Annotated in this window: 22 protein-coding genes; all 22 read right to left on the bottom strand. The window is 39.7% G+C overall.

The genetic code is table 11. The features are described from left to right. Positions 1-16: 16 nt before the first annotated feature. Positions 17-5,941: a ZmpA/ZmpB/ZmpC family metallo-endopeptidase gene (locus F9B91_RS00935; RefSeq protein ID WP_150922276.1), complete on the bottom strand. Its 5,925-nt coding sequence runs from the start codon at positions 5,939-5,941 to the stop codon at positions 17-19. 2 nt (positions 5,942-5,943) lie between these two features. Continuing rightward, positions 5,944-6,507, bottom strand: a complete 564-nt coding sequence (locus F9B91_RS00930; protein WP_000659517.1) for a TIGR01440 family protein — start codon at positions 6,505-6,507, stop codon at positions 5,944-5,946. 114 nt (positions 6,508-6,621) lie between these two features. After that, positions 6,622-8,313: a cache domain-containing sensor histidine kinase gene (locus F9B91_RS00925; protein WP_150922275.1), complete on the bottom strand. Its 1,692-nt coding sequence runs from the start codon at positions 8,311-8,313 to the stop codon at positions 6,622-6,624. Then, positions 8,310-9,047, bottom strand: coding sequence for a response regulator transcription factor (locus F9B91_RS00920; RefSeq protein WP_150922274.1), 738 nt, complete (start codon positions 9,045-9,047; stop codon positions 8,310-8,312). Before F9B91_RS00920 ends, F9B91_RS00925 begins: the two co-directional genes overlap by 4 nt. A 70-nt stretch (positions 9,048-9,117) precedes the next feature. Continuing rightward, entirely contained in the window at positions 9,118-10,230 is a 1,113-nt protein-coding gene (gene msrB / locus F9B91_RS00915) for a peptide-methionine (R)-S-oxide reductase MsrB (protein WP_150922273.1), read from the bottom strand. A 9-nt stretch (positions 10,231-10,239) separates the two neighbouring features. Continuing rightward, positions 10,240-10,803, bottom strand: a complete 564-nt coding sequence (locus F9B91_RS00910; protein WP_150922272.1) for a redoxin family protein — start codon at positions 10,801-10,803, stop codon at positions 10,240-10,242. A 13-nt stretch (positions 10,804-10,816) separates the two neighbouring features. Beyond that, positions 10,817-11,527, bottom strand: coding sequence for a thiol-disulfide oxidoreductase-associated membrane protein CcdA2 (gene ccdA2 / locus F9B91_RS00905; protein WP_150922271.1), 711 nt, complete (start codon positions 11,525-11,527; stop codon positions 10,817-10,819). Positions 11,528-11,693: 166 nt separating this feature from the next. Beyond that, positions 11,694-12,227 carry a GNAT family N-acetyltransferase gene (locus F9B91_RS00900; RefSeq protein ID WP_150922270.1) on the bottom strand — a complete coding sequence of 178 codons (534 nt, stop codon included), beginning with the start codon at positions 12,225-12,227 and terminating at the stop codon, positions 11,694-11,696. 394 nt (positions 12,228-12,621) lie between these two features. After that, a complete protein-coding gene (gene nadE / locus F9B91_RS00895; protein WP_150922269.1) occupies positions 12,622-13,446 on the bottom strand; it encodes an ammonia-dependent NAD(+) synthetase in 825 nt (274 codons plus the stop codon). Beyond that, positions 13,443-14,903 carry a nicotinate phosphoribosyltransferase gene (locus F9B91_RS00890; RefSeq protein WP_150922268.1) on the bottom strand — a complete coding sequence of 487 codons (1,461 nt, stop codon included), beginning with the start codon at positions 14,901-14,903 and terminating at the stop codon, positions 13,443-13,445. Before F9B91_RS00890 ends, nadE begins: the two co-directional genes overlap by 4 nt. Positions 14,904-15,018: 115 nt before the next feature. Further along, positions 15,019-15,507, bottom strand: coding sequence for a DUF6773 family protein (locus F9B91_RS00885; protein ID WP_150922267.1), 489 nt, complete (start codon positions 15,505-15,507; stop codon positions 15,019-15,021). Beyond that, positions 15,497-15,706 carry a helix-turn-helix transcriptional regulator gene (locus F9B91_RS00880; protein WP_001107500.1) on the bottom strand — a complete coding sequence of 70 codons (210 nt, stop codon included), beginning with the start codon at positions 15,704-15,706 and terminating at the stop codon, positions 15,497-15,499. The genes F9B91_RS00885 and F9B91_RS00880 overlap by 11 nt, the downstream gene beginning before the upstream one ends. Before the next feature lie 383 nt (positions 15,707-16,089). Then, the gene (locus F9B91_RS00875) at positions 16,090-16,818 is read right to left on the bottom strand and encodes an ABC transporter permease (protein ID WP_049543346.1); all 729 of its coding nucleotides are present in this window, start codon (positions 16,816-16,818) and stop codon (positions 16,090-16,092) included. A 15-nt stretch (positions 16,819-16,833) separates the two neighbouring features. Next, on the bottom strand, positions 16,834-17,679 hold the full coding sequence (locus F9B91_RS00870; RefSeq protein ID WP_150922266.1) for an ABC transporter ATP-binding protein: 846 nt from the start codon (positions 17,677-17,679) through the stop codon (positions 16,834-16,836). 382 nt (positions 17,680-18,061) lie between these two features. Further along, the gene (locus tag F9B91_RS00860; protein ID WP_080983321.1) at positions 18,062-18,472 is read right to left on the bottom strand and encodes a GNAT family N-acetyltransferase; all 411 of its coding nucleotides are present in this window, start codon (positions 18,470-18,472) and stop codon (positions 18,062-18,064) included. Positions 18,473-18,572: 100 nt separating this feature from the next. Next, positions 18,573-19,937 (bottom strand): amino acid permease, encoded by a 1,365-nt coding sequence (locus tag F9B91_RS00855; protein ID WP_049543348.1) that lies wholly within the window; start codon positions 19,935-19,937, stop codon positions 18,573-18,575. Positions 19,938-20,012: 75 nt separating this feature from the next. Then, on the bottom strand, positions 20,013-20,495 hold the full coding sequence (gene greA, locus F9B91_RS00850) for a transcription elongation factor GreA (protein ID WP_000818748.1): 483 nt from the start codon (positions 20,493-20,495) through the stop codon (positions 20,013-20,015). Between the two features lie 60 nt (positions 20,496-20,555). Further along, the gene (mltG, locus tag F9B91_RS00845) at positions 20,556-22,250 is read right to left on the bottom strand and encodes an endolytic transglycosylase MltG (RefSeq protein WP_150922265.1); all 1,695 of its coding nucleotides are present in this window, start codon (positions 22,248-22,250) and stop codon (positions 20,556-20,558) included. A 79-nt stretch (positions 22,251-22,329) separates the two neighbouring features. Continuing rightward, positions 22,330-22,824: a GNAT family N-acetyltransferase gene (locus F9B91_RS00840; protein WP_150922264.1), complete on the bottom strand. Its 495-nt coding sequence runs from the start codon at positions 22,822-22,824 to the stop codon at positions 22,330-22,332. Next, entirely contained in the window at positions 22,821-23,282 is a 462-nt protein-coding gene (locus tag F9B91_RS00835; protein WP_150922263.1) for a GNAT family N-acetyltransferase, read from the bottom strand. The genes F9B91_RS00840 and F9B91_RS00835 overlap by 4 nt, the downstream gene beginning before the upstream one ends. Positions 23,283-23,291: 9 nt before the next feature. Next, positions 23,292-24,626 carry a UDP-N-acetylmuramate--L-alanine ligase gene (gene murC, locus F9B91_RS00830; protein ID WP_150922262.1) on the bottom strand — a complete coding sequence of 445 codons (1,335 nt, stop codon included), beginning with the start codon at positions 24,624-24,626 and terminating at the stop codon, positions 23,292-23,294. 10 nt (positions 24,627-24,636) lie between these two features. Further along, entirely contained in the window at positions 24,637-25,254 is a 618-nt protein-coding gene (locus tag F9B91_RS00825) for a cystathionine gamma-synthase (RefSeq protein WP_150922261.1), read from the bottom strand. Between the last annotated feature and the right edge of the window lie 41 nt (positions 25,255-25,295).

Here is a 25,295-nt window from a genome sequence, read left to right as displayed (position 1 = left end):
ATCTATTTAATACAATCTATGCTTTAAAAAGATTTCCTGAGAATCCGTCTGTATTCTTAAGAAGTGCTTTAAAGACTTTTGATTTAAGCTCTACAGTTTTAGCTGTTCCTCCACCTGCTAGATCAGCCTCAACCGCCTTATCAAATAAGACTTTTAGCTCAGCATAATTAGTAATTTGTTTACCATCAATTTCAATTGCAGTAAATCCTTTGTCAGCTTTTGCTTTCACTTCTTGATAATAAGTTTTTTTCCATTCTTCAAGAGTACTAAATCTGTTATTAGAAACTTTCTTGATAATGAAGTCATCACCTAACATCTTATTATTTTCTTTATTAGCTGCATCTTGATACTTACTAGAAGCATATCCAACAAATCCATTCTCATATCCGAAGTAACCCCACATACGGAATGTATTGTGTTTAAAGGATGCCGCACCAGGAGCACCTGTACTTGTATTTCCACCATAGATACCAGTCATCATGTTCATATTGACATAAGCAGACCCAAAGTCCGTTGGATTATAAGTACCATCACCAGGAGCACCATGTTTCGTCATTAGGTTATTAGTAATTAAATCATCAATAGTATTGATTGCTACTTTTTTCTCATCCTCTGTCAACTCACGAATTTTATCGAACTGATGGCCTGAATTTCCATTACGATATTGTCGATCCATTTTCTTGAACCAGCGACTCGTATTTCCATTTAACTGCGGTAATACAGCATCAGCCTCAAGATGATCTAACATCATAAGAGCATCATTGTAATTCTTCATATAGTGATCAATTTGTTCACGAGTCTGTAATTTTTCAGGATCTGGGTTATACCATTGATTTCCGTCATTTTGACGATGATAAGCCATATTAACCCCTAATGCTCCATATTCACCATTTGAAGTTGATTTATCAGGCGTTTGTAACATACCCTGCGCGTACGCTTCAAGATCTGTACCTTGACGATGTCCATGACCACCAAGATATGCCATACGGTCATTTACGTGAGTTGTTTCATGTGTAAATGCTGAAATACCAAAGTCCTCTAACATATTTGTTACCATGAAGAAAACTTGTTCATCTTCATATGGTTTTGCATAGACTTTAGCCATCGCTCCCATATTCCAATTAATTTGATGCCATCTATCTGTTGGACCAAATAACTCACGAATTGGTGTCGCTACCTTACCATCTGTACCATATCCACGACGATTAGCATCCTTAATACCCGCATAAGCTTGATTATCCCATACAGGTGTAGGAACCATATTTTGGCTCTTAAGCAGTCTATCTCGAACATTCGGAAGTGCAAGACGTGACCAGAAGTCTAAGTATGTTTGTTGTGCTTTAGCTACATAATTAATACGTTCTTTGAAAGCTTCACGTTCAGCTTCCGTATTTTTACCATATTTTTCAAATGAACTATAAGCCATAGTATTATAGGTTGAAATCATAAAGATATGTGCTTTCTTCAAGTTCAATAATGGTAAAATCATACGTGCATGCATATTATTATTCAGACCATCAAAGACACGATGACGTTTATTTTTGAAATCTGGATTTGTTGTTTCAGGTTCTACAACATAAACATTTTTCGCTGAGTGAATAAACCAGTCGTTAAGATCTGTATCATTTGTGAAGAGACGCATATTATAATCTAAGAAACTACGTAAATCACCTTTACCAGTGTCTCCTGCAATAATTTCACGGTATGCATCTTGAGTTCTATCACCCTTTAAGTTCTTTTCTTGCGAGCCAATTCGAATCAATCTGTCAATAACACTTGGTGTCGTACCATAGAAGTCTGGTTTAAACATCATCATATTCTTAATGTTCAAGTCACCATATTCAATTCCATAATAACGATTGAGGTAAGTAAGAGCCATCATTATTTTAGCTTTGTTATCTTCTACTTTTTTAAGAAGAGCTTTCATGGCTGCTTCGTCACCGTTTAATTGATGGTCTTCGTTTTCGACTAAAGCTTTGACTAATTTATCTAAATTAGCTTTCGTTTCTTCAAAGCTTTCTTCAAGGAACAAGTTACGAATGTAGTTGTTCTTATGATTTTCACTATTCTCAGCTGGTTTATTACGTTTATCCATTAAGTCACGAACTTCTTGTGAAATTAATTGAACACTATCTAATTTCATTTTAATCTCACTGATTAGTTGAGTACGATCTTTAACTACCATATTTGGTGTGTAAACTACATCACCTAAATCTGTAATACCGTATTCTTTTACTTGTTCTACGTTTGACGTAGCTTTAGCTGATACAGCTTTTTCTTCTTTCGTACCATCAGCGTAATGAATCATAATATGATCAACATCAGATAAGTCCGTTACAAATTGTCCATCTTTCATACCTGTTACAGATAATACTTCAGTCGTTAATAATTTAGAACCTGCAGGAATTTTATTTCCTTGATTGATAATCCATTCTTTATTGTAGAATGGTTGAAGTTTTTCAATATTACGGTATGCAAGCTCACGTTCTGCATTGTAATCTTGAGTATCTTTATACGTATCAGCTTTTGGTTTGGCTTGATTCAATTTATCTTCCACAAGTGGAACAATTTCAAATTTATCGGCTGTGATACCCATTGCCTCGATTTTTTTATTTGCTTCTTCAAGACTAATTTCTTTAATTCTATTAGAACGTGAGCGTTTATATGAACGACTACCTGTACTAACATCTTTTACTACAAAGTTTCTTTCTAGTACATCGTTTGTATAGTAACCATCTTCAGTATCAATATCTCTAGATCCGTAGAATTCTTCACCGTTTTTAACTTTCATCATTGAAACAGTATCTGCAACTCTACCCCATGTCCAGTTTTTACTGATGAAACCACCAACTTCAACAGGGTTCTTAATATCGATAGTACCTTTAGTCACCGCATTACGTACAGAAGCATATTTATCAATACCGTTAGGATCAGAACCGTTATCCGTAACAGCAACAAGTCCACCAGCACGAGCTTTATTAGCAACCATATCAGCATCTACATAAGCTTTCTTAATGTTACCTTTCCAAACTTCACCGGCGATACCAGCCATACCCCAAGGTCTATCACCAACACCAGTAAGTTTCCCGATAAAGGCAATATTTGTCAGTTGTCCACCAATATCTACCTTATTAGTGATACCAGATATTCCATCTTTACCAAGAATGCTACCAGTAACTTTAACGTTCTCAACAGTAGCATTTTTAACAGATCTAGCAAGGGCAGAAATGTTTTCAATCCAAGGCATATTGATGTTAACGTTAGCTAAGTTAATATTTTTAACTGAACCACCTTCGATATTACCGAATAGTTGACGTGCCATGTTGTGGATTGAATATTGTTTACCATCAACACTTGTTAAGTGACCGCTAAATTTACCAGGTACATATTCCTTATTTGGAGTTGGTACGTTAGTTGCATTAAGGTCTGCACCAAGTTTAAACTCACCAGTTGGGTCTTTTTGCATATCCTCAATGAGTTCTTTAAAGTTGTAATAGACATTTCCAATCTTTGGTAATTGTTTTTCAAAGTAATGAACATACTCTTCACTTAGTGTATCATCAGCTCTACGTTGAACTAAGTCAGGAGCTTTTGCTACAACTTTGTACAATGTTTTTCCATCAACAACCACTTCTTCAACAGAACTTACTGCAAGTCTTGTTGTCTTATTATCATGCGTTGTTACACGTAAATATAATGGAGCAACATCTGTTGGCTTTTCAGTTAATAAGCTCTTATCTGTTTCTTTTCCTTCAGCATCCACACTCATCAAGCTTGTTTCTTTGATGTTTTTGATTTCAACTTTTTTGAGGTCAATTCTTAGCGGTTCTTCTTTCAGAACTTCTTCCTCATCACCCTCACCACGGTCATAAACCATCTTCGTTTCAAGTTTATAATCCTTGTAGTACTGCAAATCTGTCAGGGTCGTTGTCAAGTCGTCTGGTGAAACATTCAAGGTTTTCACAATCTCATCACCTTTTTTCAGAGTTAGGGTGATAGATTTAATGGCCGCCTTACTTGGATTTTCTAGACTATATTTAACATCTGAAGTACGCTTGAAATCCTTAGGTTCAACTGCTGTGATGGTCAAAACTGGTTTTTCAAAACTCTTGGTACCACGTTTTAAAATTTTGTCTTGAGGTGCCTCAAGGATTTCCTCTGTAACTTTTGGAGCGTCTTCTGTTTTAACTCCCTTAATGGTATTAAAGGTCTTGGTGATTTTTTTCTGGCCTTCTTTTCCTTCTTGAGCTACAACTTCTAAGCCTTTTTTCAGTTGGTCATCTTCTTTAACAACTTCCTTAAATGGAATCTTTTCAAGACTTTCTTCTACAAGAGTTCCTTCAATTGGTTTTGTACCACGACTTACCTGTTGGTTTACAGGCTCCTTGGTAACTTCTGTGCTAGTTGAAAGAACTTGGTCAGTTTTAACACCTTCTACTGTTTTATAAGTTGTTTTAGTAACTTGACTTCCTTTTTCACCATTTCTTACGACAGTTTCTTCGTCCGTATACTTGGTTGGATCCTCAGTCGTTTCAGTTTTGTAGTCTAGGTCTGTAGTCGATGTTTCAACAAGGGTTCCCTCAGTTACTTTGTACTCAGGTAACTGTTCTTGTACAAGGGCATGACCTGCTTTATCTTCTTCTTGAGTTCCTTTGGCTTCTACTGGAGCCTCTGGCAATTCTGGTTGCGTCAGAGCTTGTCCTACCTTACCTTCTTCTTGGGTTCCTTTTACTTCTACTGGAGCATCTGGCAATTCAGGTTGCGTTAAGGCTTGGCCTTCTTTACCTTCTTCTTGAGTTCCTTTTACTTCTACTGGAGCATCTGGCAATTCAGGTTGCGTTAAGGCTTGGCCTGTCTTACCTTCTTCTTGTGTACCTTTTGCTACTTGGTAAGTTGGTTCAGCTTGTGGTACTAGAGTTGGGGCAGGTTGCACCTCTTTCTTAGTTCCGACTGCAATAACTTGCGACACAGGATTTTGGACTACTTGGTTTTCGATGACTTCTCTAACTTCTTGACCGTTGACCATCGATACTTTAGTTACAAGGCGACGCTGACCATTTACTCCAGCTGTGACGATACGAGTCTGTCCTTCTGCTAGATTCGCATCTGGGATTGTGACCGTTTCAAAAGGAATCTCCACCAAGTTCTCTTCTTGTCTTGTCTGAGGCTTCTCAGAAACTGGTTTTTCTTCAACAGCAGGAGCAACTGGATTCTCTACTACAGGTTTTTCGATGACAGTTTCTGGAGTGACAGCAGGTCTTTCTTGAACGACTTCTGTTTTCTCGATTTCATTTGCATTTTGCTTTTCAACTGGCAACTGAGGCTTCTCAGCTGAAGCTGGTCTTGATGGATGGAGTTCTGCTTCCTTGAAGTATCCGATGTATTCATAACCATCAATGTGGATAATCCCTTCAGCCAAGCCTTCATGTGTAGAGGCTGAAATAGTTTGGTTATAAGAGAGCAATTCTTTATTTTCAAATGCGAATGTCCCATAAGGTACAAAAGTGCTGGCTCCTAAAGAACCAATCAAGAGAACACCTAGAACTTCTCTACGACCTTTTTTAGACACCAAAAAGACTGCTAGAGAAGCAGTTGCCAAGCCAAGACCTGCCAAAGCTAATTCCTTACTTCCTGTATAAGGAAGTTGTTGACTGGTAGTTACCTTCTTGCGATAAACTACATAAAGAATATCATCATCTTGAAATTCTGTAGGAACCTCATGGTGAATCAGGGCTTTTTCAGACTCAGTCAATTCCTGCTCCGCCAAATAACGGTAATGAACGCTATGAGCTCCACCAACTTCATTGGCTTGCACCTTATCTACTGAAAAAGTACTAGCACCAAAAAGGAAGGCCCCGATGGCTACAGGACCTACCCCAACAGTTAGCTTACGAATCGAATATTTGGTGATTTTTTCTAGTTGTTGTTTTGTTTTTCTCATTCTCACGACTTTCTGATAGAATCTTGTGGATAATGCGCACGCGCACCTCCAATTAATTTTGGACGGCTAGCGAGAGCCGTTACATGGGCATGCCCAATCTCTCTCAAAAGAGGGCGAATCGGAACCTGAACATGCTTGACATGCATGCCAATTGCAGTGTCTCCGATATCCAATCCAGCATGAGCCTTGATAAATTCAACCTCAACTGGATCTTGCATAAACTTGAAGGCTGCCAACTGACCTGAACCTCCTGCATGGAGAGTTGGAAGGACACTGACGATTTCCAGGCCAAACTGCTCTGCCACCTGACGTTCAACAACGAGGGCCCGATTGACATGTTCACAACCTTGAACAGCTAGATGAATTCCTTTTTCCTCTAAGATATCTAGGATGGTCTTCACGATGATTTCCCCAATTTCTTGGCTGGATTCCTTGCCAATCTGACCACCTATCACTTCACTAGAAGAAAGGCCCAAAACAAAAATGGATCCTTGCTTCAAATTGGCCTTTTCTAATACATCTTTTACAATCTGGCTTGTTTCTCTTTGAATGTCTTTTTCCTTCATACTTGATACCTCTTTTGTCATTATCTATCATATCGTTTTTTCTACGTTTTAGCAAGATAGACAACCTAGAAAGCTTGCCCAATTACGCATAAAACTCCCAGAATTGACTGGGAGTTAGCTAGTTTCTATTCCATTTATGTATATTTCAACCGTCGTCCCTTTGTCAGGGGCAGAATCAATCTTCATCTGGTAATCTTCTGCAAAATGAAGTTTGAGCCGTTGGTCAACGTTTTGAAGACCAACTCCCCCACGTTTGAGTTGACTTTGACTACTATCGCTAGCATCTTGGAAACCAACCCCATCATCCTCAATGCGGATGACTAGTCCTGAACCCTGTTTCTGAACAGAAACTCTAATATGTCCCTGACCTTCCTTTTCCTTAATGCCATGGTACAGGGCATTCTCTACTAAGGGTTGTAACACCAGCTTGGGCAAAACTAGCTTATCAAAGGCAGGATTTTCATTAATTTCGTATTCCAGCTTATCTCCATAGCGTTGTTTTTGGATAAAGAGATACTGGCGGACATGATTAATTTCGTCAGAGAGGCAAATCAAGTCCTTGCCTTGATTGAGCGCCAAGCGGAAGTAGGTAGCCAAGGACTTGGTCACCTGCACCACACGCTGACTATCTTGAAATTCAGCCATCCAGATAATAGTGTCCAAGGTGTTATAGAGGAAATGCGGATTAATCTGGCTTGATAAAGCTTGAAGTTGGTACTGACGGGTCGTTTCTTCTTGCCTGCGAACATCTGCCATCAACTGATCAATCTGATCCAACATGGCATTGAACTGACGAGACACTTCTCTCAGTTCATAGGCACCAGCTTCCCTGGCACGCAGATTTTGTGTCCCAGAAGCAATTTCCAGCATGGTTTCTCTCAAATCCTTCAAAGGAGCAATCCAGCGTTTAAGACTGAACCACACCAAGCAGAGACAAGCAAGAAGAGAGGTGATACTGGCCCCAAGCAAGGTCCACATGAGTTGACTCCGAACCTGGTCTAACTTCTCCAGCGAAGACACACCAAGCACCGTCCAATCAGTTCCAGCAATCTTTTCTTGACTGACGTAGGATTTGTGATCTGGAGTATAGCCCTGCCCTGTCTCAATATAGGGTTTCATGGCCTCCATTTCGCTAGACGAACTATAAACTGTGTGTTGAGGATGATAAACAAATTCATGGTTTTCATTGATGATGAAGGCAAAGCCCTGCTGACCCAACTGAAGCTGGTTGAGATAGGCTTCTAGAGTTTCGTAGGAAATATCCAAACGAAGCACGCCCAGATTGGTTCCCTTTGCATCAATAAGTTCTTGAGTGACAGAAATGACCCACTGACTATCTGATTTACGAGCTGGAGTCAAAATGGGCATGGCTCCCTGATGAATGGCCTTTTGGTACCAATCCTCAGCCATCATATCAGAAGAAGTTTTCATCTGCACACTGTCATCTGTAGAAATGAGCTGACCAGACTTGGTTACCAGCACAACAGCTTTCAAGTCCTGGTCTGACTTTAAGATGGTCAAAAACAGATCTCGAATTCCCTTGACCTTGTCTTGACTGGGATTCTCAGCATAGGATAAAACATCTGCCTGCTGGGTCAAACTAGTCGACGTGGTTTCTAATTTTTTGATATAAGACTGGATAAAGTGGCTAGTCTGACTGATAGTCGTCTGGCTATTGCCCTCAATAGTAGCCTCAATGGCTGAAGAACTAGATTGATAGTAGAAAGTCCCAACCAGAGCTAGGAGAATGAGAAAGACCAGAAAGATGGAAATAACCATTCTGACTAGGAGAGAAGAACGCTTCATCGACCTTCTCCCTTCTTAAACTGACGAGGGGTCACACCTGCAATCTGTTTAAAACGTTGAGTAAAGTAGTTCATATCTTCAAAACCAACCTTTTCGGCTATCTCATAAATCTTTAAATCCGTGGTCAGAAGCAAGAGCTTGGCTTGTTTGACACGCTCTCGTACCAGATAATCCTGAAAAGGCAGCCCCAACTCTTTCTTAATCAAGGAGCTCATATAAGTCGGACTAAAGCCCAAGTCACTGGCCAAAGACTTTAAACTAAACTGACTGTCAGCCAGATGGGACTGGATTTTCTGGGCCATATTTCCCTCAAACTTATCAGTCAATAAATCTTGTAACTGCTCTTCTTTCTCTTCCTTATCCAACTTTTGCTTGATTTTCCCCAGCATTTCCTCGATATCCTGACGAGAAAAGGGCTTGAGCAAGTAGTCATCTACACCGAGTTTGACAGCAGACAAGGCATAATCAAAATCATCGTAGCCTGTCAAAAAAACTAGATGCACCTGAGGATAGGTTTCTCGGACCAGACTGGCCAACTGGATGCCATTTAGCTGAGGCATGTTGATATCGGTTAAAATGATGTCTGGCACCTGCTTTTGAATCAAGTCCCAAGCCTGCCTTCCATTTTCAGCCTGACCGATGATTTCCATATCGTAGGCTGCTACATTGACCAGCTTAGTCAAGCCTTGTCTTACTAGATATTCATCTTCTACAATTAAGATTGTGTAGGTCATGCCCTGCTCCTTTACCACTTACTAGTATCAGTATAGCAAAATTCTCCTCTAACTGCTTAGGAAAGACTTCTTAATCTACATAATCTAGTAAATAAGCATAGCCTTTTTCTTCCATTTGGTCTTTGGGAATAAAGCGAATAGAGAGACTATTGATACAGTAGCGCAAGCCACCCTTGTCCTGTGGGCCGTCCGTAAAGACATGGCCAAGGTGAGAATCTCCAATTCGGCTTCTCACTTCCATGCGCGTCATATTGTAGGATTTATCTTCCTTGTAGGTGGCAACATCTGGGCTGATTGGCTGCGTAAAACTAGGCCAACCACAACCAGACTCAAACTTGTCCTTTGATGAAAAGAGGGGTTCGCCAGTTGCTACATCCACATAGATACCAGAGTCAAATTTATCCCAGTAGCGGTTAGAGAAAGCCCGTTCTGTTTGATTTTTCTGGGTGACTGCATACTCCTCAGGTGACAAGGTCTTTTTCAATTCTTCATCATTTGGTTTGGGATATTTGCTGGCATCGATGACGGGATAGGCTGCCTGATTGACATTGATATGGCAGTAGCCATTTGGATTTTTCTTGAGATAGTCTTGGTGGTAATCCTCAGCCACTACAAAATTCTGCAGACTCTCCTTTTCAACTGCTAGAGGTTGGTCGTATTTCTTAGCCACCTCATCAAAGACTTGGTTAATCACCTCTAAATCCTTATCATCTGTATAATAAACACCGGTACGATACTGGGTACCCACATCATTTCCTTGTTTATTTTTGCTGGTTGGATTGATAATTCGGAAGTAATGAAGCAAGATTTCCTTGAGGGAAATTTGCTTGGCATCATAAGTAACATGGACAGTCTCCGCATGACCTGTTTGGTTAATCAATTCGTACTTGGTTGTTTCCCCTCTACCATTCGCATAACCTGATACGGCATCTGTCACACCGGGAACGCGTGAGAAATATTCCTCCACTCCCCAGAAACAACCTCCAGCCAGATAAATTTCGTGCAAGTCTGCGTCTTTGCTAACTTCTGTTTTTTTCACTGTTTTTCCTCCTTGGCTAACTGATGCTTTCTCAATTTGCGAGCTATCTGTCTGCCCTGCATTTCGCATCAATAGAAAATAGAAACCACTTATAGCTAGGACAAAAATTCCTGCCAAGACAAACAATTTTACTTTATCATTCATGACCTTTCGCTACCCCATTTCTTTCAATGTTTTTAAAATCATATCCTTATCCATAAAACCTGGTTGCGTTTTGACCAGCTTGCCTTCCTTGTCTATAAAGGCTTGAGTTGGGTAAGAACGAACACCATAACTTTCCAAAAGTTTACCTGACGGGTCAATTAGAACTGGGAAATGTTTATAATCCAAGCCCTTGTACCAGTTCTTAAAGTCTGCTTCAGCTTGTTCTCCCTTGTGTTCAGGAGACACTACCGTCAAGACCACATAATCATCACCAGCATCTTTAGCAATTTCATCCGTATCAGGAAGGCTGGCTAGACAGATGGAACACCAAGAAGCCCAGAATTTAAGATAGACTTTCTTGCCCTTATAATCAGACAAGCGGTAGGTCTTACCATCTACTCCCGTCAGTTCAAAATCAGCAACTGCCTGACCCTTGGTGGCAGTTCGCCCACTGACTTGTTCTGTTTTGGTTTGCTCCTTCATAGTAGATTCGTCTGACATATTTTTAGCCGAACAGGCTGCCAAGCAACAGATTGAGCCTACTCCAAGGAGACATGTTTGCCATTTTTTCATTTCTTTTTCCTCTCTATTCAAATAATCTTGTCAAAATAGAAGCATTTCCCAAAAGCACCAAAATTCCCATCACGATAATGAGGAAACCACCCACTTTTTTGAGGGTTCCTAGATAAGGATGGAGTTTTCGGAAATGTTTCAAAACAGAGCTGGAGGCTAGAGCTAGAATCAAAAATGGTAGCGCCAAACCCAGCGTGTAAATCAACATGAGAGCAGCTCCCTGCCAAGCACCTGAGCCACCTGAAGCCGCTAAAGCCAAAACAGAGCCAAGAACCGGCCCCACACAAGGCGTCCAAGCAAAACTAAAGGTCAATCCCAGTAAAAATGCCTGACTATAGCCCTTACCCTTTTGCCCCTGTCCCTGTAATTGTAGCCTTCTTTCCTTGTAGAGTCCCTTCAAATGTAAGACTTCCATCTGGTGCAAGCCCAAGAGAATGATCACCGCACCCGTCACATACTGAAACCAAGAAGCATAAAGCAAATTGCCTAAAAAACCAGCTCCATAGCCCAGTAAGATAAAAACAAAGGAAATCCCCGCTATAAAGGCCAGAGTTCTCAATAGACTAACAAGTGAGATTGAAAATTTTTCGCTAGAAGCCTGGGTACCATCTTTGTCATCCAACAAGACCCCTGCATAGACCGGTAACAAGGGTAAAATACAAGGAGAAAAGAAGGAAAGAATTCCAGCAAGAAACACACTGATAAAAAAGATTATATTATCCATCGCCTTCCTCCATTCTTTGATTTGATAGGACTATTATAGCCCCAAAACTCAAGGAAAAACAGGGACAATGATAGGGAAAAATAGGAATTTAATCAGATTATGTAAAAAATGTTGCAAAAAAAGCCAGACAAAGCCTGACTTTGATGGAAACTGAAAGGAAAATTCACTAGTCTTCCCTACTTATCTGATAATAAATAAGGTCCGCAAGATAGCCTTTTCTCTCTACACCATTGCTAATAGTCTTTAGATAGGACATTCCAGCCTTCTCCATGACACGACCTGAAGCTGGATTGAGACTGGCATATCGAGCTCTAACTTTTTGAAAACCTGCTTGAGTAAAACAGAAGTCCAAGACAGCTTTCAATGCTTCTGTCATAAACCCATGTCCCCAGTAAACCTTGCCTAGCACATAGCCAATTTCACAAGAAGAATCATTCTCATCTATTGCAACGATGCTGATATCTCCTATTACCTGCTCCGGGTTTTCTTTGAGACAAATGGCCCATTTGTAATAGTTGGGATTGGCATAGGAGGCAACCCAATTGCGAATCGAATTTCGAGTCACCTTGACATCAGGATGAGGATCCCAAGTGACGTAGGTTAGATTTTCAGCGGACGAAGCCCAATTCTGAAACATGGCTTCTGCATCACTTTCCAAAAATCTTCGCAAGATTAAACGATCTGTCTGTAATACTTGCATGATACTACCTCGCTTTCTGATAGATGATTCTCTGCCCAACCTCAATTTAAATTTACTTTGCTTTTGAATTTCAAGGCTCAATCTAAAAAGGTCCCCGGACCTCCTCGCTTATTTATTTCCGTGCTCGGGGTAAAAAAACTAAACTCAGTAACAGCTAGAAAACAAGTTTTTACTCTAGTTACTTGACGCAGTCGCTGTCTGGTTTGAAATGCGCTTTTCCAAGCTTTTTCAAACCTAGTCATCGTTGCGGGGGTAAGACAAGGAAAATCGAACTCTTCTAGTTACCGAATTTTCTCTCTCTTTTTTATTTCAAGGTGAGATGCTGAAAACCTCCACTGGAGGTTCCTCATTTTCTTATTTCTAAACTCGGGGTAAAAAGGTCCCCCGGACCTTTTTACTCCCAAAAGTCATCGAATACAGTGATGGGTAGGTGACGTTTGTGTTGGCCTTTGTGCCACCAGTTTTCGATTCTTGCTTGGGCTTCTGGGCTGATTGTTTTGCCTTCTAGGTAGTCGTCAATCTCTTCATAAGTGACTCCGAGGGCTACTTCGTCAGCTAGGCCTGGTTTGTCTTCTTCTAGGTCTGCTGTTGGGATTTTTTCATAAAGGGCTGGGTCTGCACCAAGTTCCTTCAATAGTTGTTTTCCTTGGCGTTTATTGAGTCGGTAAAGAGGGAGAATATCCGCACCACCGTCACCAAACTTGGTAAAGAAACCTGTGATATTTTCCGCAGCATGGTCTGTTCCAATGACCGCTCCACTATGGGAACCAGCAAGGGCATACTGAGCAATCATACGGCAACGTGCCTTGATATTTCCCTTGTTGAAGTCTGAAATAGGACTACCTGTCGCTTCAACTGCAGCTGTCATGGCATCAGCTGATTCCTTGATATTCACAACCAAGCTGACATCTGGCTGGATGAATGCTAGGGCTTTTTGAGCATCTGCTTCATCGGCTTGTACTCCATATGGCAGGCGGACAGCGATAAATTTGTAGCTGTCATCTCCCGTTTCTGCTCGCAGTTCTTCCATAGCCAATTGAGCTAAACGTCCTGCTAAGGTTGAGTCTTGTCCCCCAGAAATCCCTAGTACAAAGGTTTTAAGGAAGGGATTTTTTTTCAAATATCTTTTTAAGAAATCAATGGAACGACGGATTTCTTCCTGGGCATCAATCACCGGTTTGACACCCAGCTCTTGGATAATCGTTTCTTGCAAACTCATTCTTCTTCTCCTTCACCAAGGGCTGCCTTGCGCATTTTGTCAATCAAGTCCATCTTGTCTTGCCATACATCACGCGCCAAATCCACTGGATAATGCTGCGGATTGAGCACACGCTTGTATTCATCCCAAAGCTTGTCAAATTCCTTACGAGCATAATCCTGAATCTCAGTCAAGCTAGGCAGGTTGTATATCAATTTCCCGTCTTTGAAGATATCCACCAAGAGAGGAACGGCATCAAAATTACGAACCGTCTTCTTGATGTAAGTATAGGTCGGATGGAACATCTTGATTTCTGTCATGCTGGCAACATCTACACCATCATAAGTGATATAGTCTCCTTCTGACTTGCCTTTTTCACGACTGGTAATACGCCACACCTGCTTCTTACCTGGCGTAGACACTTTTTCCGCATTATTAGACAGCTTAATCGTATTGCGCATCTGGCCATTTTCATCTTCGATTGCAACAATCTTATAAACTGCCCCAAGAGCTGGCTGGTCATAGGCTGTAATCAGCTTGGTACCCACGCCCCAGACATCAATCTTGGCCTTTTGCATCTTGAGGTTAAGGATGGTATTTTCATCTAGATCATTAGAAGCATAAATCTTAGCCTCTGTAAATCCAGCCTCGTCCAGTTGCTGACGAACTTTCTTAGAAATGTAGGCAATATCCCCAGAGTCAATCCGCACACCCATAAAGTTAATCTGATCACCCAGCTCACGCGCCACCTGAATAGCAGCTGGCACACCGATACGAAGGGTGTCATAGGTATCCACAAGAAAGACACAATTCTTGTGGGTCGCAGCGTAAGCCTTAAAGGCCTCATAGTCGTTACCATAAACCTGTACCAAGGCATGGGCATGAGTTCCCAAGACAGGAATATTAAAGAGTTTACCAGCACGCACGTTGCTAGTTCCATTGGCACCACCAATCACCGCTGCGCGTGTTCCCCAGATAGCCGCATCCATTTCTTGAGCCCGACGTGTCCCAAACTCCATCAAGGGTTCATCTTCAATGACTGAACGAATACGTGCTGCCTTAGTAGCCACCAAGGTCTGGTAGTTAACGATGTTCAAAAGAGCTGTTTCGACCAACTGACATTGGGCTAGAGGGCCTTCCACCTGCACAATCGGCTCATTAGCAAAAACCAAATCCCCTTCTTGGGCAGAACGAACGGTCAACTCCAACTTGAAATTGCGAAGGTAATTCAAGAATGCTCCATGATAGCCAAGCGACTCCAAATAGGCAATATCACTATCTGAAAAACGCAAGTCTTCAAGATAGTTCACAATTCTTTCCAAACCAGCAAAAACCGCATAGCCATTCTTAAAAGGCTGTTGGCGGAAATACACCTCAAAGACCGCCTTTTTATTGTGAATCCCCTGGTCAAAGTAAACCTGCATCATGTTAATCTGGTACAAGTCCGTGTGCAATGTCAAACTATCATCTGGATACATACTTTTCCTACTTCCTTAACTAGAAACCAATGAAAATTTTCAAGAACTTTCATGTGTTCCAATAAATTAGTACTATTATATCACATTTTAGCTGGATTGAGAAAAGAGTAACAAGCTATTCACCACTCTCCAGTTCAGCCATATCTTGTTCAAATTTTTTCTGAGCCCATTCGCCATAGCTCTTAAGACCAAGATTGCCAATAAAGGCCCAGGGCAGGTAAATGACATAAGTAATTGCCCAAGCAGATAGGTATTTAAAATTCAAAGGATTGTGCTGATAAATTTCTATGTTGAATTGATAATTCTGTAACATCAAAAGAGCCGTAATAGCCAAGTTTAGGAAAAAACAACCCAAAATCGTAAAATGAAAACGACTATAGTAGGTCACTCCCAGATAACGGGCACGATTGAAAAAGAAGAAAATTCCTACTATCAGAGTATACACTAGAAAATTCGGATTAAAAAGAGAGGGAGCCAACACTGCCACCAAATAGCTTAGAAGCACAAGCCCAATGAAGAGGGTAAAAGACTCTGCCCCAGCTTTATTGATTAGTTGTTCTTCTCTTTCGTCAAGTAATTGATAATGAATAAATTTATTTACCATCTTCTTCCTCCCAAAATAATTGGTCTAGGGTTTTCCCTAAACATCTGCAAATGGACTGGCAGAGCGAGAGACTGGGATTGTATTTCCCTGCCTCTATCAAACCAATAGTCTGGCGTGTCACACCAACAGCCTCTGCCAGTTGACCTTGAGTTAAATCAAGCTCAACCCGAGCTAATTTTAATTTTAAATTTTTAGCCACCTGCGTCCTCCTTATAGTTTTAATACTCATCTACTCTTAAAAAATCCAAAACTAACACAAGCTGTCAGCTATTTATTATAACCTCATTAATTAGCACTCCAATATTATCTTCAACCTAAAATCAGTATGTTGGATTGTTTGAAATAAACTTCCTAGTTTACTCTTTTATTTTTGTTTAGTATTAGCTTTAGTAGAATCTTTTAAACGAGTTTTTATTGCTTGTACTTCTTGTTTAGTTTAGTTGGTTTCATATTACTATTATATAATGCTTTTGGAAATGAGTCTAGTATAAGTCAAAAACGTGGTGAACAGCAAGAGAAGGAGCATACCAAGATGACTGATTTTTTGCTGGTTTTAAGTATGCAAAATAATACTAAACGAAACTAAAATGAATACTTCTTGCTTTTCTTGAGAGTGAAAAAGTACAATAAAATGATTGTAGTGATTACCACAAGATACTGACTAATAGACATCGTATTTGAAGCCACAAATACAGGTAAAGAATAAAAAGGAAGAAGTTCAATTGCTTTGATAAACAAATCATTACTAGTATTCATCATAATCGTATTTAATATATTAGGGATAAAGAGTAGTAAAGCAACTAAAATACCAAATATCAAGCCACTTTTCAATTTGTATAAATAGAAAATGTAAGATAATAGAAAATAAAATAGGACTAACAAAATTGTATTGACTACAATAGCTACTATAAAATCTAATCCTAAATCACCTGGAACACCCAATTTACATACGATGACTAGTAGCACAATGCCATTCAAAGCATAAATAATAGAAACTGAGATGGCATATAGAAAATTAGACAAGACGTAAATCATCCGATTTTTCTTTTGATTATAAAATAAACTGATCGTATTGTTAGAAAAATCCCTGCTAATAATTCGGTTAGCATGTATAACAGCCATTAACATACCGAGCATAGCATAAAAATTTGAAATATGCTTAATACCAAGTGATGTCCCTTGAGTCTTTAGAATAAAGAATGTAACCAGTATCGGCGGTATAAACGAGATAATCAATCCGAGATATATTACGCCTGATGAATATAAATCTCTTATATTTTCCTTAAGAAAATTCAATTTATTTAATTTCATGATTATAACCTTCCTTTATTTTGAACGATTTAGATAAATATCTTTAAGCGTCTCTTTTTTAGTTTCAAAATCAACTACTTTAATAGAGTTTTCGTTAAAAAATTTAAAAAGCTCACTACTTTGAATATTCCCAGACATAGTAATTTTCAGTCCCTCTTCCTGAACAATATCCCCAAATTCTTGTTTGGTAAGGAAAATGTCTTTATCTGTAGCTGATGAAAAAGCTATCTCAAACAAGCAATTATGTCTATCTTTTCCTACTTTTTGGAATGTCAAAAGCCCGTTCTCCAAGAAAAGGACCCTCTCACAAATTTCTTCAATATCTTCTAATTTATGACTCGATATTAAAATTCCCACATTTTCATGTAAAGCTAAGTTTTTTAGAACTGCTAAAACTATTTGTGATGATTCAATATCTAAACCATTAGTCGGTTCATCTAAAATCAATATATCAGGTTCCGTAACGAGAGTTAGAAGCAAAGCTAATTTTTGTTTTGTACCTAAAGAATAGGTCTTTACTTTTTTATTAATAGACTGAGTCAAATCTAACTCTTGGATCAAACTTCCAAATCTTTCTTTATTGTAGTCAACACCATATAAATTTGACAAATATTTTAAATTCTCTAAACCTGTTTTAGATAAAAATAATTTTGGTTCTTCGATTAAATACCCAACATTATCACTACTTATAATATTCCCTGAAGTCGGTTGATTATTCTGAACAAGAATTTTCATCAATGTACTCTTGCCAACTCCGTTTCTCCCTACTAGACCAACAATTTCACCCTTATTAAGTGCAAAATTTATATCTTTGAGAATGATTGAATGAACATAATGCTTACTTACATTTATAACTTCCATTTTTTATTCCTCCATTAACATTCTTGGTTTTCTCTTTGATTCTCATTAATTTTAAAAAGTTGCGCCTCTTTTTAACAACATTATATCATATATCTAACTTAATGCAATATATAAATGTCATTTTGTAAAATTTTATTAACAAAAAACTCTCTACCACCTAAATGATAGAGAGTTTTCTGCTTATTCAATTTTCTCAAAACATCTACAGCATCGTAGGATTTCACATCTAATGTCTTAGCTACGACTGTATTGTCCTCAATATCGTCTAGAAAGACACAATTTGTAGATTATAACTGCTACTTATCGATAGTTACTCATATCCATTAGTCCACCTCCATACTTATGTCAAGCCCCCTCTTTACTTTATGATTTCATATTCTCCTTACAAATCTTTTTGGTAATAAAATCTTTTTCCTGTGTAGGGATAGTCTTGTAAGGTAAAAACTTCCTTGTAGCCATGCATTTTATAAAAATCTGGAGCTTGAAACTGGTAAGTATTGACAAAAGCAAAACGACAGTTTCGATTCTTAGCTTCAGTTTCTGCTTGCTGCAATAGGTTTGAACCGAGTCCTTGCCCTCTCAGTTCTTCTTTTACAAATAAATACTCGATTTCTAGCCAATTTCCAAAAGTCTCTGCTATCAAACCTGCCATGAGATTGCCCTTTTCATCTTCGACATAAAGATTAAGTGGCTCACTTTCAGCCTCTTCTCTTTTTGAACGGTTATAAACACGAATCAGATTCCCTATTTCTTGTGATTTATGGGATTCCTTATTTTCCAATCTAAAGTACATCTAAACCTCCTTAAACACTGTTACAGCTTGATTATAGTCTTATTTCAATAGACTGTCAAACTAGCAAAAACTCACCAAGCTAAGCTGATGAGTTTCAAATCTATTTTCTAAATTTCCACTGGCTATAAATCCCGAAACCGATAATCCAGATAGCTGAACCGATTGCTCCGACAAATGTAGACTCTTGTAGAAAGAGAGTTACAAAGACAAAGACAAAGAAGAGCATGGTTAAAGGATTTAGGAAACGATAATGGGGCATGAGATAACCATCTGCCATAAAGTCTGGTGACTTGCGATACTTGAGGTGAGCCACCATAATCAAGATATAAATGGCGATATAGACACCTGATGATGATGCCGTAATCAAGGCAAAGGCATCGGAAACTCCTGGCAAGATGTTAATAAAGGCTGCTAGGGCAATCAAGATTGCTGAGGCAATGATGGCATTTTGTGGCACGTTGTGGCGAGAGAGAGTATCTGCCTTAATTGCTTTTAGGAAGCGATTTGGCGAATCATGGGCAATCTGATACAAATGACGACCTGTTGAGTAGAGAGTTGAGTTAAGAGCAGATGCCGCTGATGTCAAAACGACGAAGTTAATCAAGGCTGCCGCCCACTTGACTCCTGCCAATTCAAACACTGTAACAAAGGGAGAATCAGCCGATGCAAGTTCACGCCACGGAATGATAGCCATGATGGCTAAGAGGGCACCACCGTAGAAAAAGGCGATACGCAAAGGAATTTCCTTAACGGCTTTTGGCAAGACCTGACGTGGATTTTTTGTTTCTGAAGTCGTTACCCCGATAAACTCAATCATGAGGTAGGCAAAGAAAACCATCTGGAAGGCCATGACAAAGTTAACTCCACCATTTGGGAAGAGGGAGAAATTGTCAGCAATATTGGCCAAACTTGCTACTCCATGTGGTGTCTTAAAGCCTGTCAAGACCATAAAGACTCCTGTGGCAATCATGGCTAAAATAGCCACAATCTTGACCATCGCAAACCAAAACTCAACTTCCCCAAAGAGTTTCACCGCAATCAAATTGACCAAGGCTAGAATAGTCAAAAATCCAATCTCAATCATCCAACTTGGCCAGCTAGGGAACCAGAACTGAACATAGTGAGAGATAGCAGTGATTTCCGCCATACCGATAAAGACAACGGATAGCCAGTAAGACCAAACCGAGAAATAACCCCAGCCCTTACCTAAATGGCGCGTGATAAAGTTGATAAAGGTATGTTGCTCAGGGTCTTGGTAGAGCATTTCCCCAACCGCACGCATCATGAGGAACATGAATGCTCCCGTAATCATATAAATTAGTACAATAGAAGGACCTGTTAGGCTGATAGAGCGACCTGCTCCCAAAAAGAGTCCTGTTCCAATTGTTCCCGCAATGGCCATAACCTGCACGTGACGATTGGTCAGACCACGCTCCATCTTATTTTTTTTCTTCTTTGAACTCATAACGTCTCCAATTCAATTTAAAATGGAAAAAGGAGTGAGTGAAGCGCACTGCCTCCTCACTCCTTTTTTTTATTTTTAGGCTGTTTTTTCAACCTTCAAGATTTTTACATCATAGCTACCAACAGGTGTTTCAATAGTTGCTGTATCACCTGTTTTCTTACCAATCAAGGCTTGTCCAATTGGGCTTTCATTTGAAACCTTACCTGCAAAGGCATCTGCACCCGCTGAACCTACGATAATATAAACTTCTTCTTCGTCCTCACCAATTTCTTGAATAGTGACTGTTTTACCAATCGCTACTTCATCATCGGCAACTGAGTCGCTATTGACGATTTCAGCATAACGGATTTTTGTTTCCAAGCTAGAGATTTGTCCTTCGACAAAGGCTTGTTCATCCTTAGCTGCTTCGTATTCACTGTTTTCTGAAAGGTCACCGTAGGAACGAGCAATCTTTATACGTTCTACCACTTCTGGTCGGCGAACCAATTTCAATTCTTCTAATTCTTTTTCAAGTTTTTCCTTTTCCGCTAGGGTCATAGGATATGTTTTTTCTGCCATTTTTCTCAACTTTCTTTCGATAGTATTGAATCTCTATCTGAGATTCTCATTGTTGTAGTCTTAGTTTGAACTACTATTTTGAGTAAGCTTGCTATTGACATGTTCAGCTACATTGCGATCATGTTCTTCCTGAGTAACCGCGTAATAGACTTTCCCATCTGTAACATTGGCTACAAAGTAGAGGTTCTCACTCTTAGTTTGGTTGATACTTGCTTCAATCGCGTCCTGACTTGGACTATCTACTGGACCAGGCATCAAACCAGGTTTTGTATAAACATTGTATGGTGAATTAATCGATGTATCAATTCCAGCATCATCTGCTAGGCTAATATTTTGACCAAGCTTCCCTTGGGCATACAAGATTGCAATATTGCTTTGAAGTGGCATACCAAGGTTCAAACGGTTGTAGAAAACACCTGCAATCAACTTACGATCTTCAGTCTTAGCACCTTCTTTTTCAACAAGTGACGCAATTGTTAGCAATTCATTGACTGTCAAGTTTTTAGACTTAATTGCACTATAGTGTGGGGTCAAGGTCTTATCCATAGCTGCCAACATCTCATCAATCAAGCTTTCAATAGTTGTGCTTTCCTTGATAGAGTAGGTTGCTGGGAAAAGATAACCCTCCAAACGGTAACGAGCTCCACTTTCTTTTGTCGGTAAGCTTTCGAGTAGGCTTGGATATTTAGTAGCTTCTTGACTGATAAAGTTATCATCTTGAACCTTAGCCAAGAAAGCATCCGCAGTCAAAGGCTCTTTAAATTCACCTTGTAATTGGCCTACAGCTTGGGCAATTTGCTCAATTGTATACCCCTCTGGAATGGTCAAATCTGCAAGTGAAGGTTCTTGAGGTTCAGGAGTACCACCTTTTTGTAGTTCCTTAATGATATCCTCTGTACTCATGCTCTTTTGCAAATTGTAATATCCAGCCTTCAGATCTGAATAATTCTTATATTTCGCATAGAAAGCAAAAATCACACCGTGTTTAATCACACCAGAATGCTCAAGAGTCGATCCAATCTCTTGGACATTAGATCCTTCCGGAATTTGAACGGTTACATACTTCTTAGAATTAGCGTCAACTGGTAATAAAGATGACTGGACATACTGATAACCGAAGTAACCACCTGCCGAAATCAAGGCAAGGAAAATCAGTAAAGAAATGAAGAAAGCCTTCAAATGTGATTTTTTCTTCTTGACAGGCTTAGCTGTCTCACGACGACTACGACGTGGACTTTCAGAAATAACTTCAACAGCTTCCGTTTCCATAACAGGTTCTGGTCTTGTTGCTTCCTTCTGTGTCTCTTTTTTCGCTTCAGTTTTATAAGAAACAGCTACTCTTGTTGGAGTTGTATTCAATTCTTTTTCAACATTTCGCGGACGATCAGCTCCTGGTCCCGGAACCGGTCTTGATGGACTTTCTTCAGCTGGAGAAGCTGGAACATCTTGACTTGGATGACGAGGAGTAATCGGAGCTTCTACTCTCGATTCATCTGCCGGTGATGCAGGCATATCCTCACTAGGATGTTTTGGAACACGTGGTGCATTCTCCATAATTTTTTCAACAGCTGATAGGGATGCAACCATAACATCTTCATCTGCGAGTTTTGTTTCAGGGACAAATAGAGCTTCTTTTTTCTCTGCAATTTCAGTGGCCTCTTGGCGAATCCCTTCATTACGTTTTACTTTTTCTAAATCGCGTAAAATCTGCTCTTTAAAGCTTAATTTTTCGTCTTCTCTTGGCTTTTCACTCAAAAGTTTATCCTCCTCGTTGACAATCCATAATATTATATCTTAAAAACGAAAGAAAAGCAACCTAGCATGCTTTTCTAGCTTATTTTTTAGCTTCCCAGACCATATCATACCATGTTTCCCCTGCAAAGGTTGACTGGGACTGGCCTTCATTGACAAATCCATGCCTTTCATAGTAGGCAATGAGATAGTCATGACAGGTTAGGTTAATACCTTCTCTTTCGTGTTCAAGAGCCAGTTCTTTCATGGCTGTTAGTAATTTCTGACCAAGTCCAAGGCCCTGTGCCTCCTTGGCAATAGAAAGACAGGTCACAGAGATATAACCACCAGGCTCATGACTATAATCTTCTATCTCTTCTGTAAAAGACTGATCTTGCAGATGGCGGTATGGTCCAACTGGCCCTTCTATATACCCCATGATTCTGCCTTCTTTTTCTGCAACCAGAAACGAGGTCTGAATTTCTCGCAAATGCGCCTCAAAAACAGAGCGAGGAATGGCTTCTTCAATCGAGAAATTTTCTAGTTCGATTTCGACAATCCGATCCAAATCTTCTAATTTTGCTTGTCTGATCTTCATTGTGCCTCCAGATAAAAGGGATTAAACCAAATCATACTAAAACCCTGGCTAGTTTCATAAAGAGAAGTTTCTTCATCAATAAAACCGTTCATTTCAAAATAGGAAAGCAACTCAGAAGGACTCTTCAAACGAATCCCTTTGTAATCCAGCTCAACTGCCACCTCTTTCAATGCTGCAAGAAGAAGTGTTCCCAAGCCCTGTCTCTGATGGTCAGTATCAATGACTAAAGAATGTATTTCTAGACATTTCGGATTGTGTGGGTAAGGACCACCTAGAACATAGCCCAGAAGCTGATTTTCATCCCTAGCTAGAAGAAAGGTATCCGCATACTTACGGATACTTTCTTCTAAAATATGGGAAGGTTGCTGCTTTTCAGCTGGAAAAGATGAAGCCTGAAGTACCTCTATCTCAGCCAAATCAGACTTACTTGCCTGAATGATCTTAATTGGAATTTCCATGGGAAAATCCTATTGAACATTGCTTGTCAAGTTAGACAAGAGTCGCTCAAATGAATATTCATAGGTTTGTATATCTCCTGCTCCCATAAAGACATAGACAGCATTGTCATGGTCTAGGAGTGGAGAAACATTTTCAACAGTGATAACTTGGTGTTTCTTATTGATTTTATTGGCTAGGTCTTCTACCTTAACATCACCATGGTCTACTTCACGAGCAGATCCATAAATTTGCGCTAGGTAAACCGCATCCGCTTGGTTCAAAGCATGGGCAAATTCGTCCAACAAGGCAATGGTTCTAGTAAAGGTATGCGGTTGGAAGACTGCTACAATTTCCTTGCTTGGGTATTTCTGACGAGCCGCATCCAAGGTCGCAATAATTTCTGTTGGATGGTGGGCAAAGTCATCGATAATAACTGTATCATTAACAATTTTCTCAGTGAAACGACGCTTAACACCGGCAAATGTTTTCAAGTGTTCACGCACCAAGTTCAAATCAAATCCTGCTGTGTAAAGAAGACCAATAACGGCTGTCGCATTCATGATATTGTGACGACCAAAGGTTGGAATGTGGAATTGCCCCAAGTCTTGTCCACGGAAATGAACGGTGAAGGTTGAACCAGTTGTTGAACGAAGAAGATCACTAGCGACAAAGTCATTACCTTCTGCTTCAAAACCATAATAATAAATTAGTGCATCAGACGTAATCTTACGCAATTCAGCATCTTCACCGTAGATAAACAAACCTTTGGTAATTTGTTTAGCATAGTCGTTAAAGGCATTGAAAACATCCTCTAGACTTGTGAAATAGTCTGGATGGTCAAAGTCAATGTTGGTGATAATAGAGTACTCTGGGTGGTAAGGCATGAAGTGACGCTCATATTCGTCAGATTCAAAGACAAAATATTTGGCATTGGCTGATCCACGACCGGTCCCGTCTCCAATCAAGAAGCTAGTATCTGTGATGTGAGACAAGACATGAGACAACATACCTGTCGTTGAAGTTTTTCCATGCGCTCCTGCTACTCCCATGCTAACAAAATCACGCATAAAGCTACCTAGAAACTCATGGTAACGTTTATAGCTGATACCATTTTGGTCTGCATAGGCAATTTCAACGTTGTTATCTGGACGAAAGGCATTTCCAGCGATGATTTCCATATCACCGTCTAGATTCTTTTCATCAAAAGGAAGAATGGTAATCCCTGCCTGCTCAAGACCACGTTGAGTAAAGTAGTACTTTTCAACATCTGAACCCTGTACTTTATGCCCCATTTGGTGCAACATCAAGGCCAAGGCACTCATACCTGATCCCTTAATTCCGATAAAATGATATGTCTTTGACATGTTTTCTCCCCTATTCCGTAATTCTTGTCAGGTTCAACTCTTGGGCCACCTGACGTTCTTGTTCTTTTTGTTGATTCTTTTTATTGTAGATTTGGCTCTTCTTCAGAAAATCATAGTTGTTTTTCTTTGGGCCTGAAGTTTCTTTTGGCTCAGCTTGAGTCGAAATATTGTTCACTTCTTCCGCCAAGATGTAATGAGACTGGGTCAATTTTTGACTATATTTGACAAATTCACCAGGATTTTCCTTTTGGAAAGGCGCAGTAGGTTGATTGCCCTGTCTAACCAAATTTGGCTGAGGATGGCGTCTTGTAGGAGTAATATCCTTAGTCAGATAACTTGCTGAGCGTTTCTTTTTCAAATCCGCACGCGCTTCTTCACGCGCCACCTCCGCATAGCTCTTTCCTTCTTTTTTTACTCCTAAGCCAGCCTTCTTAGGTTTCTCTACTGGCTTTTCAATCTGTTTTACTGGTTTTTCTTCAGTAATAGGGGCCCACTCCAGATAATTCTTATCACGGTATTCTCCCTTGATATTACTGATAAAGTCAGATTCATCATAGAGGTCCATAACCGGCATCTCAGTCAACATGATCTCATCATCTGACACCAATGGAAATCGTTCTTCTCTCATTTTCTATTTCCTTTCAACACTTCATTATAGCGTATTGTCTT

Origin of the sequence: Streptococcus mitis, assembly GCF_008763935.1 — a bacterium.
In the GTDB taxonomy this organism is placed as follows: domain Bacteria; phylum Bacillota; class Bacilli; order Lactobacillales; family Streptococcaceae; genus Streptococcus; species Streptococcus mitis_DB.
Note: the sequence above shows the minus strand (reverse complement) of the source record. Positions and strands in the feature narration are given on the sequence as shown.

Bases quoted from the DNA above. Each gene is read 5' to 3' on its own strand.
- F9B91_RS00825 (WP_150922261.1), bottom strand. From the start codon at position 25,254: ATGAGAGAAGAACGATTTCCATTGGTGTCAGATGATGAGATCATGTTG.
- F9B91_RS00855 (WP_049543348.1), bottom strand. From the start codon at position 19,937: ATGAGTTCAAAGAAGAAAAAAAATAAGATGGAGCGTGGTCTGACCAAT.
- msrB (WP_150922273.1), bottom strand. From the start codon at position 10,230: ATGAATGATAAAGTAAAATTGTTTGTCTTGGCAGGAATTTTTGTCCTA.
- F9B91_RS00925 (WP_150922275.1), bottom strand. From the start codon at position 8,313: ATGAAGCGTTCTTCTCTCCTAGTCAGAATGGTTATTTCCATCTTTCTG.
- F9B91_RS00930 (WP_000659517.1), bottom strand. From the start codon at position 6,507: ATGAAGGAAAAAGACATTCAAAGAGAAACAAGCCAGATTGTAAAAGAT.
- F9B91_RS00890 (WP_150922268.1), bottom strand. From the start codon at position 14,903: ATGTATCCAGATGATAGTTTGACATTGCACACGGACTTGTACCAGATT.
- F9B91_RS00935 (WP_150922276.1), bottom strand. From the start codon at position 5,941: ATGAGAAAAACAAAACAACAACTAGAAAAAATCACCAAATATTCGATT.
- F9B91_RS00875 (WP_049543346.1), bottom strand. From the start codon at position 16,818: ATGAAATTAAATAAATTGAATTTTCTTAAGGAAAATATAAGAGATTTA.
- F9B91_RS00910 (WP_150922272.1), bottom strand. From the start codon at position 10,803: ATGAAAAAATGGCAAACATGTCTCCTTGGAGTAGGCTCAATCTGTTGC.
- nadE (WP_150922269.1), bottom strand. From the start codon at position 13,446: ATGAGTTTGCAAGAAACGATTATCCAAGAGCTGGGTGTCAAACCGGTG.
- F9B91_RS00920 (WP_150922274.1), bottom strand. From the start codon at position 9,047: ATGACCTACACAATCTTAATTGTAGAAGATGAATATCTAGTAAGACAA.
- F9B91_RS00840 (WP_150922264.1), bottom strand. From the start codon at position 22,824: ATGAAGATCAGACAAGCAAAATTAGAAGATTTGGATCGGATTGTCGAA.
- greA (WP_000818748.1), bottom strand. From the start codon at position 20,495: ATGGCAGAAAAAACATATCCTATGACCCTAGCGGAAAAGGAAAAACTT.
- F9B91_RS00885 (WP_150922267.1), bottom strand. From the start codon at position 15,507: ATGGTAAATAAATTTATTCATTATCAATTACTTGACGAAAGAGAAGAA.
- F9B91_RS00835 (WP_150922263.1), bottom strand. From the start codon at position 23,282: ATGGAAATTCCAATTAAGATCATTCAGGCAAGTAAGTCTGATTTGGCT.
- F9B91_RS00900 (WP_150922270.1), bottom strand. From the start codon at position 12,227: ATGCAAGTATTACAGACAGATCGTTTAATCTTGCGAAGATTTTTGGAA.
- murC (WP_150922262.1), bottom strand. From the start codon at position 24,626: ATGTCAAAGACATATCATTTTATCGGAATTAAGGGATCAGGTATGAGT.
- F9B91_RS00860 (WP_080983321.1), bottom strand. From the start codon at position 18,472: ATGTACTTTAGATTGGAAAATAAGGAATCCCATAAATCACAAGAAATA.
- F9B91_RS00870 (WP_150922266.1), bottom strand. From the start codon at position 17,679: ATGGAAGTTATAAATGTAAGTAAGCATTATGTTCATTCAATCATTCTC.
- ccdA2 (WP_150922271.1), bottom strand. From the start codon at position 11,527: ATGGATAATATAATCTTTTTTATCAGTGTGTTTCTTGCTGGAATTCTT.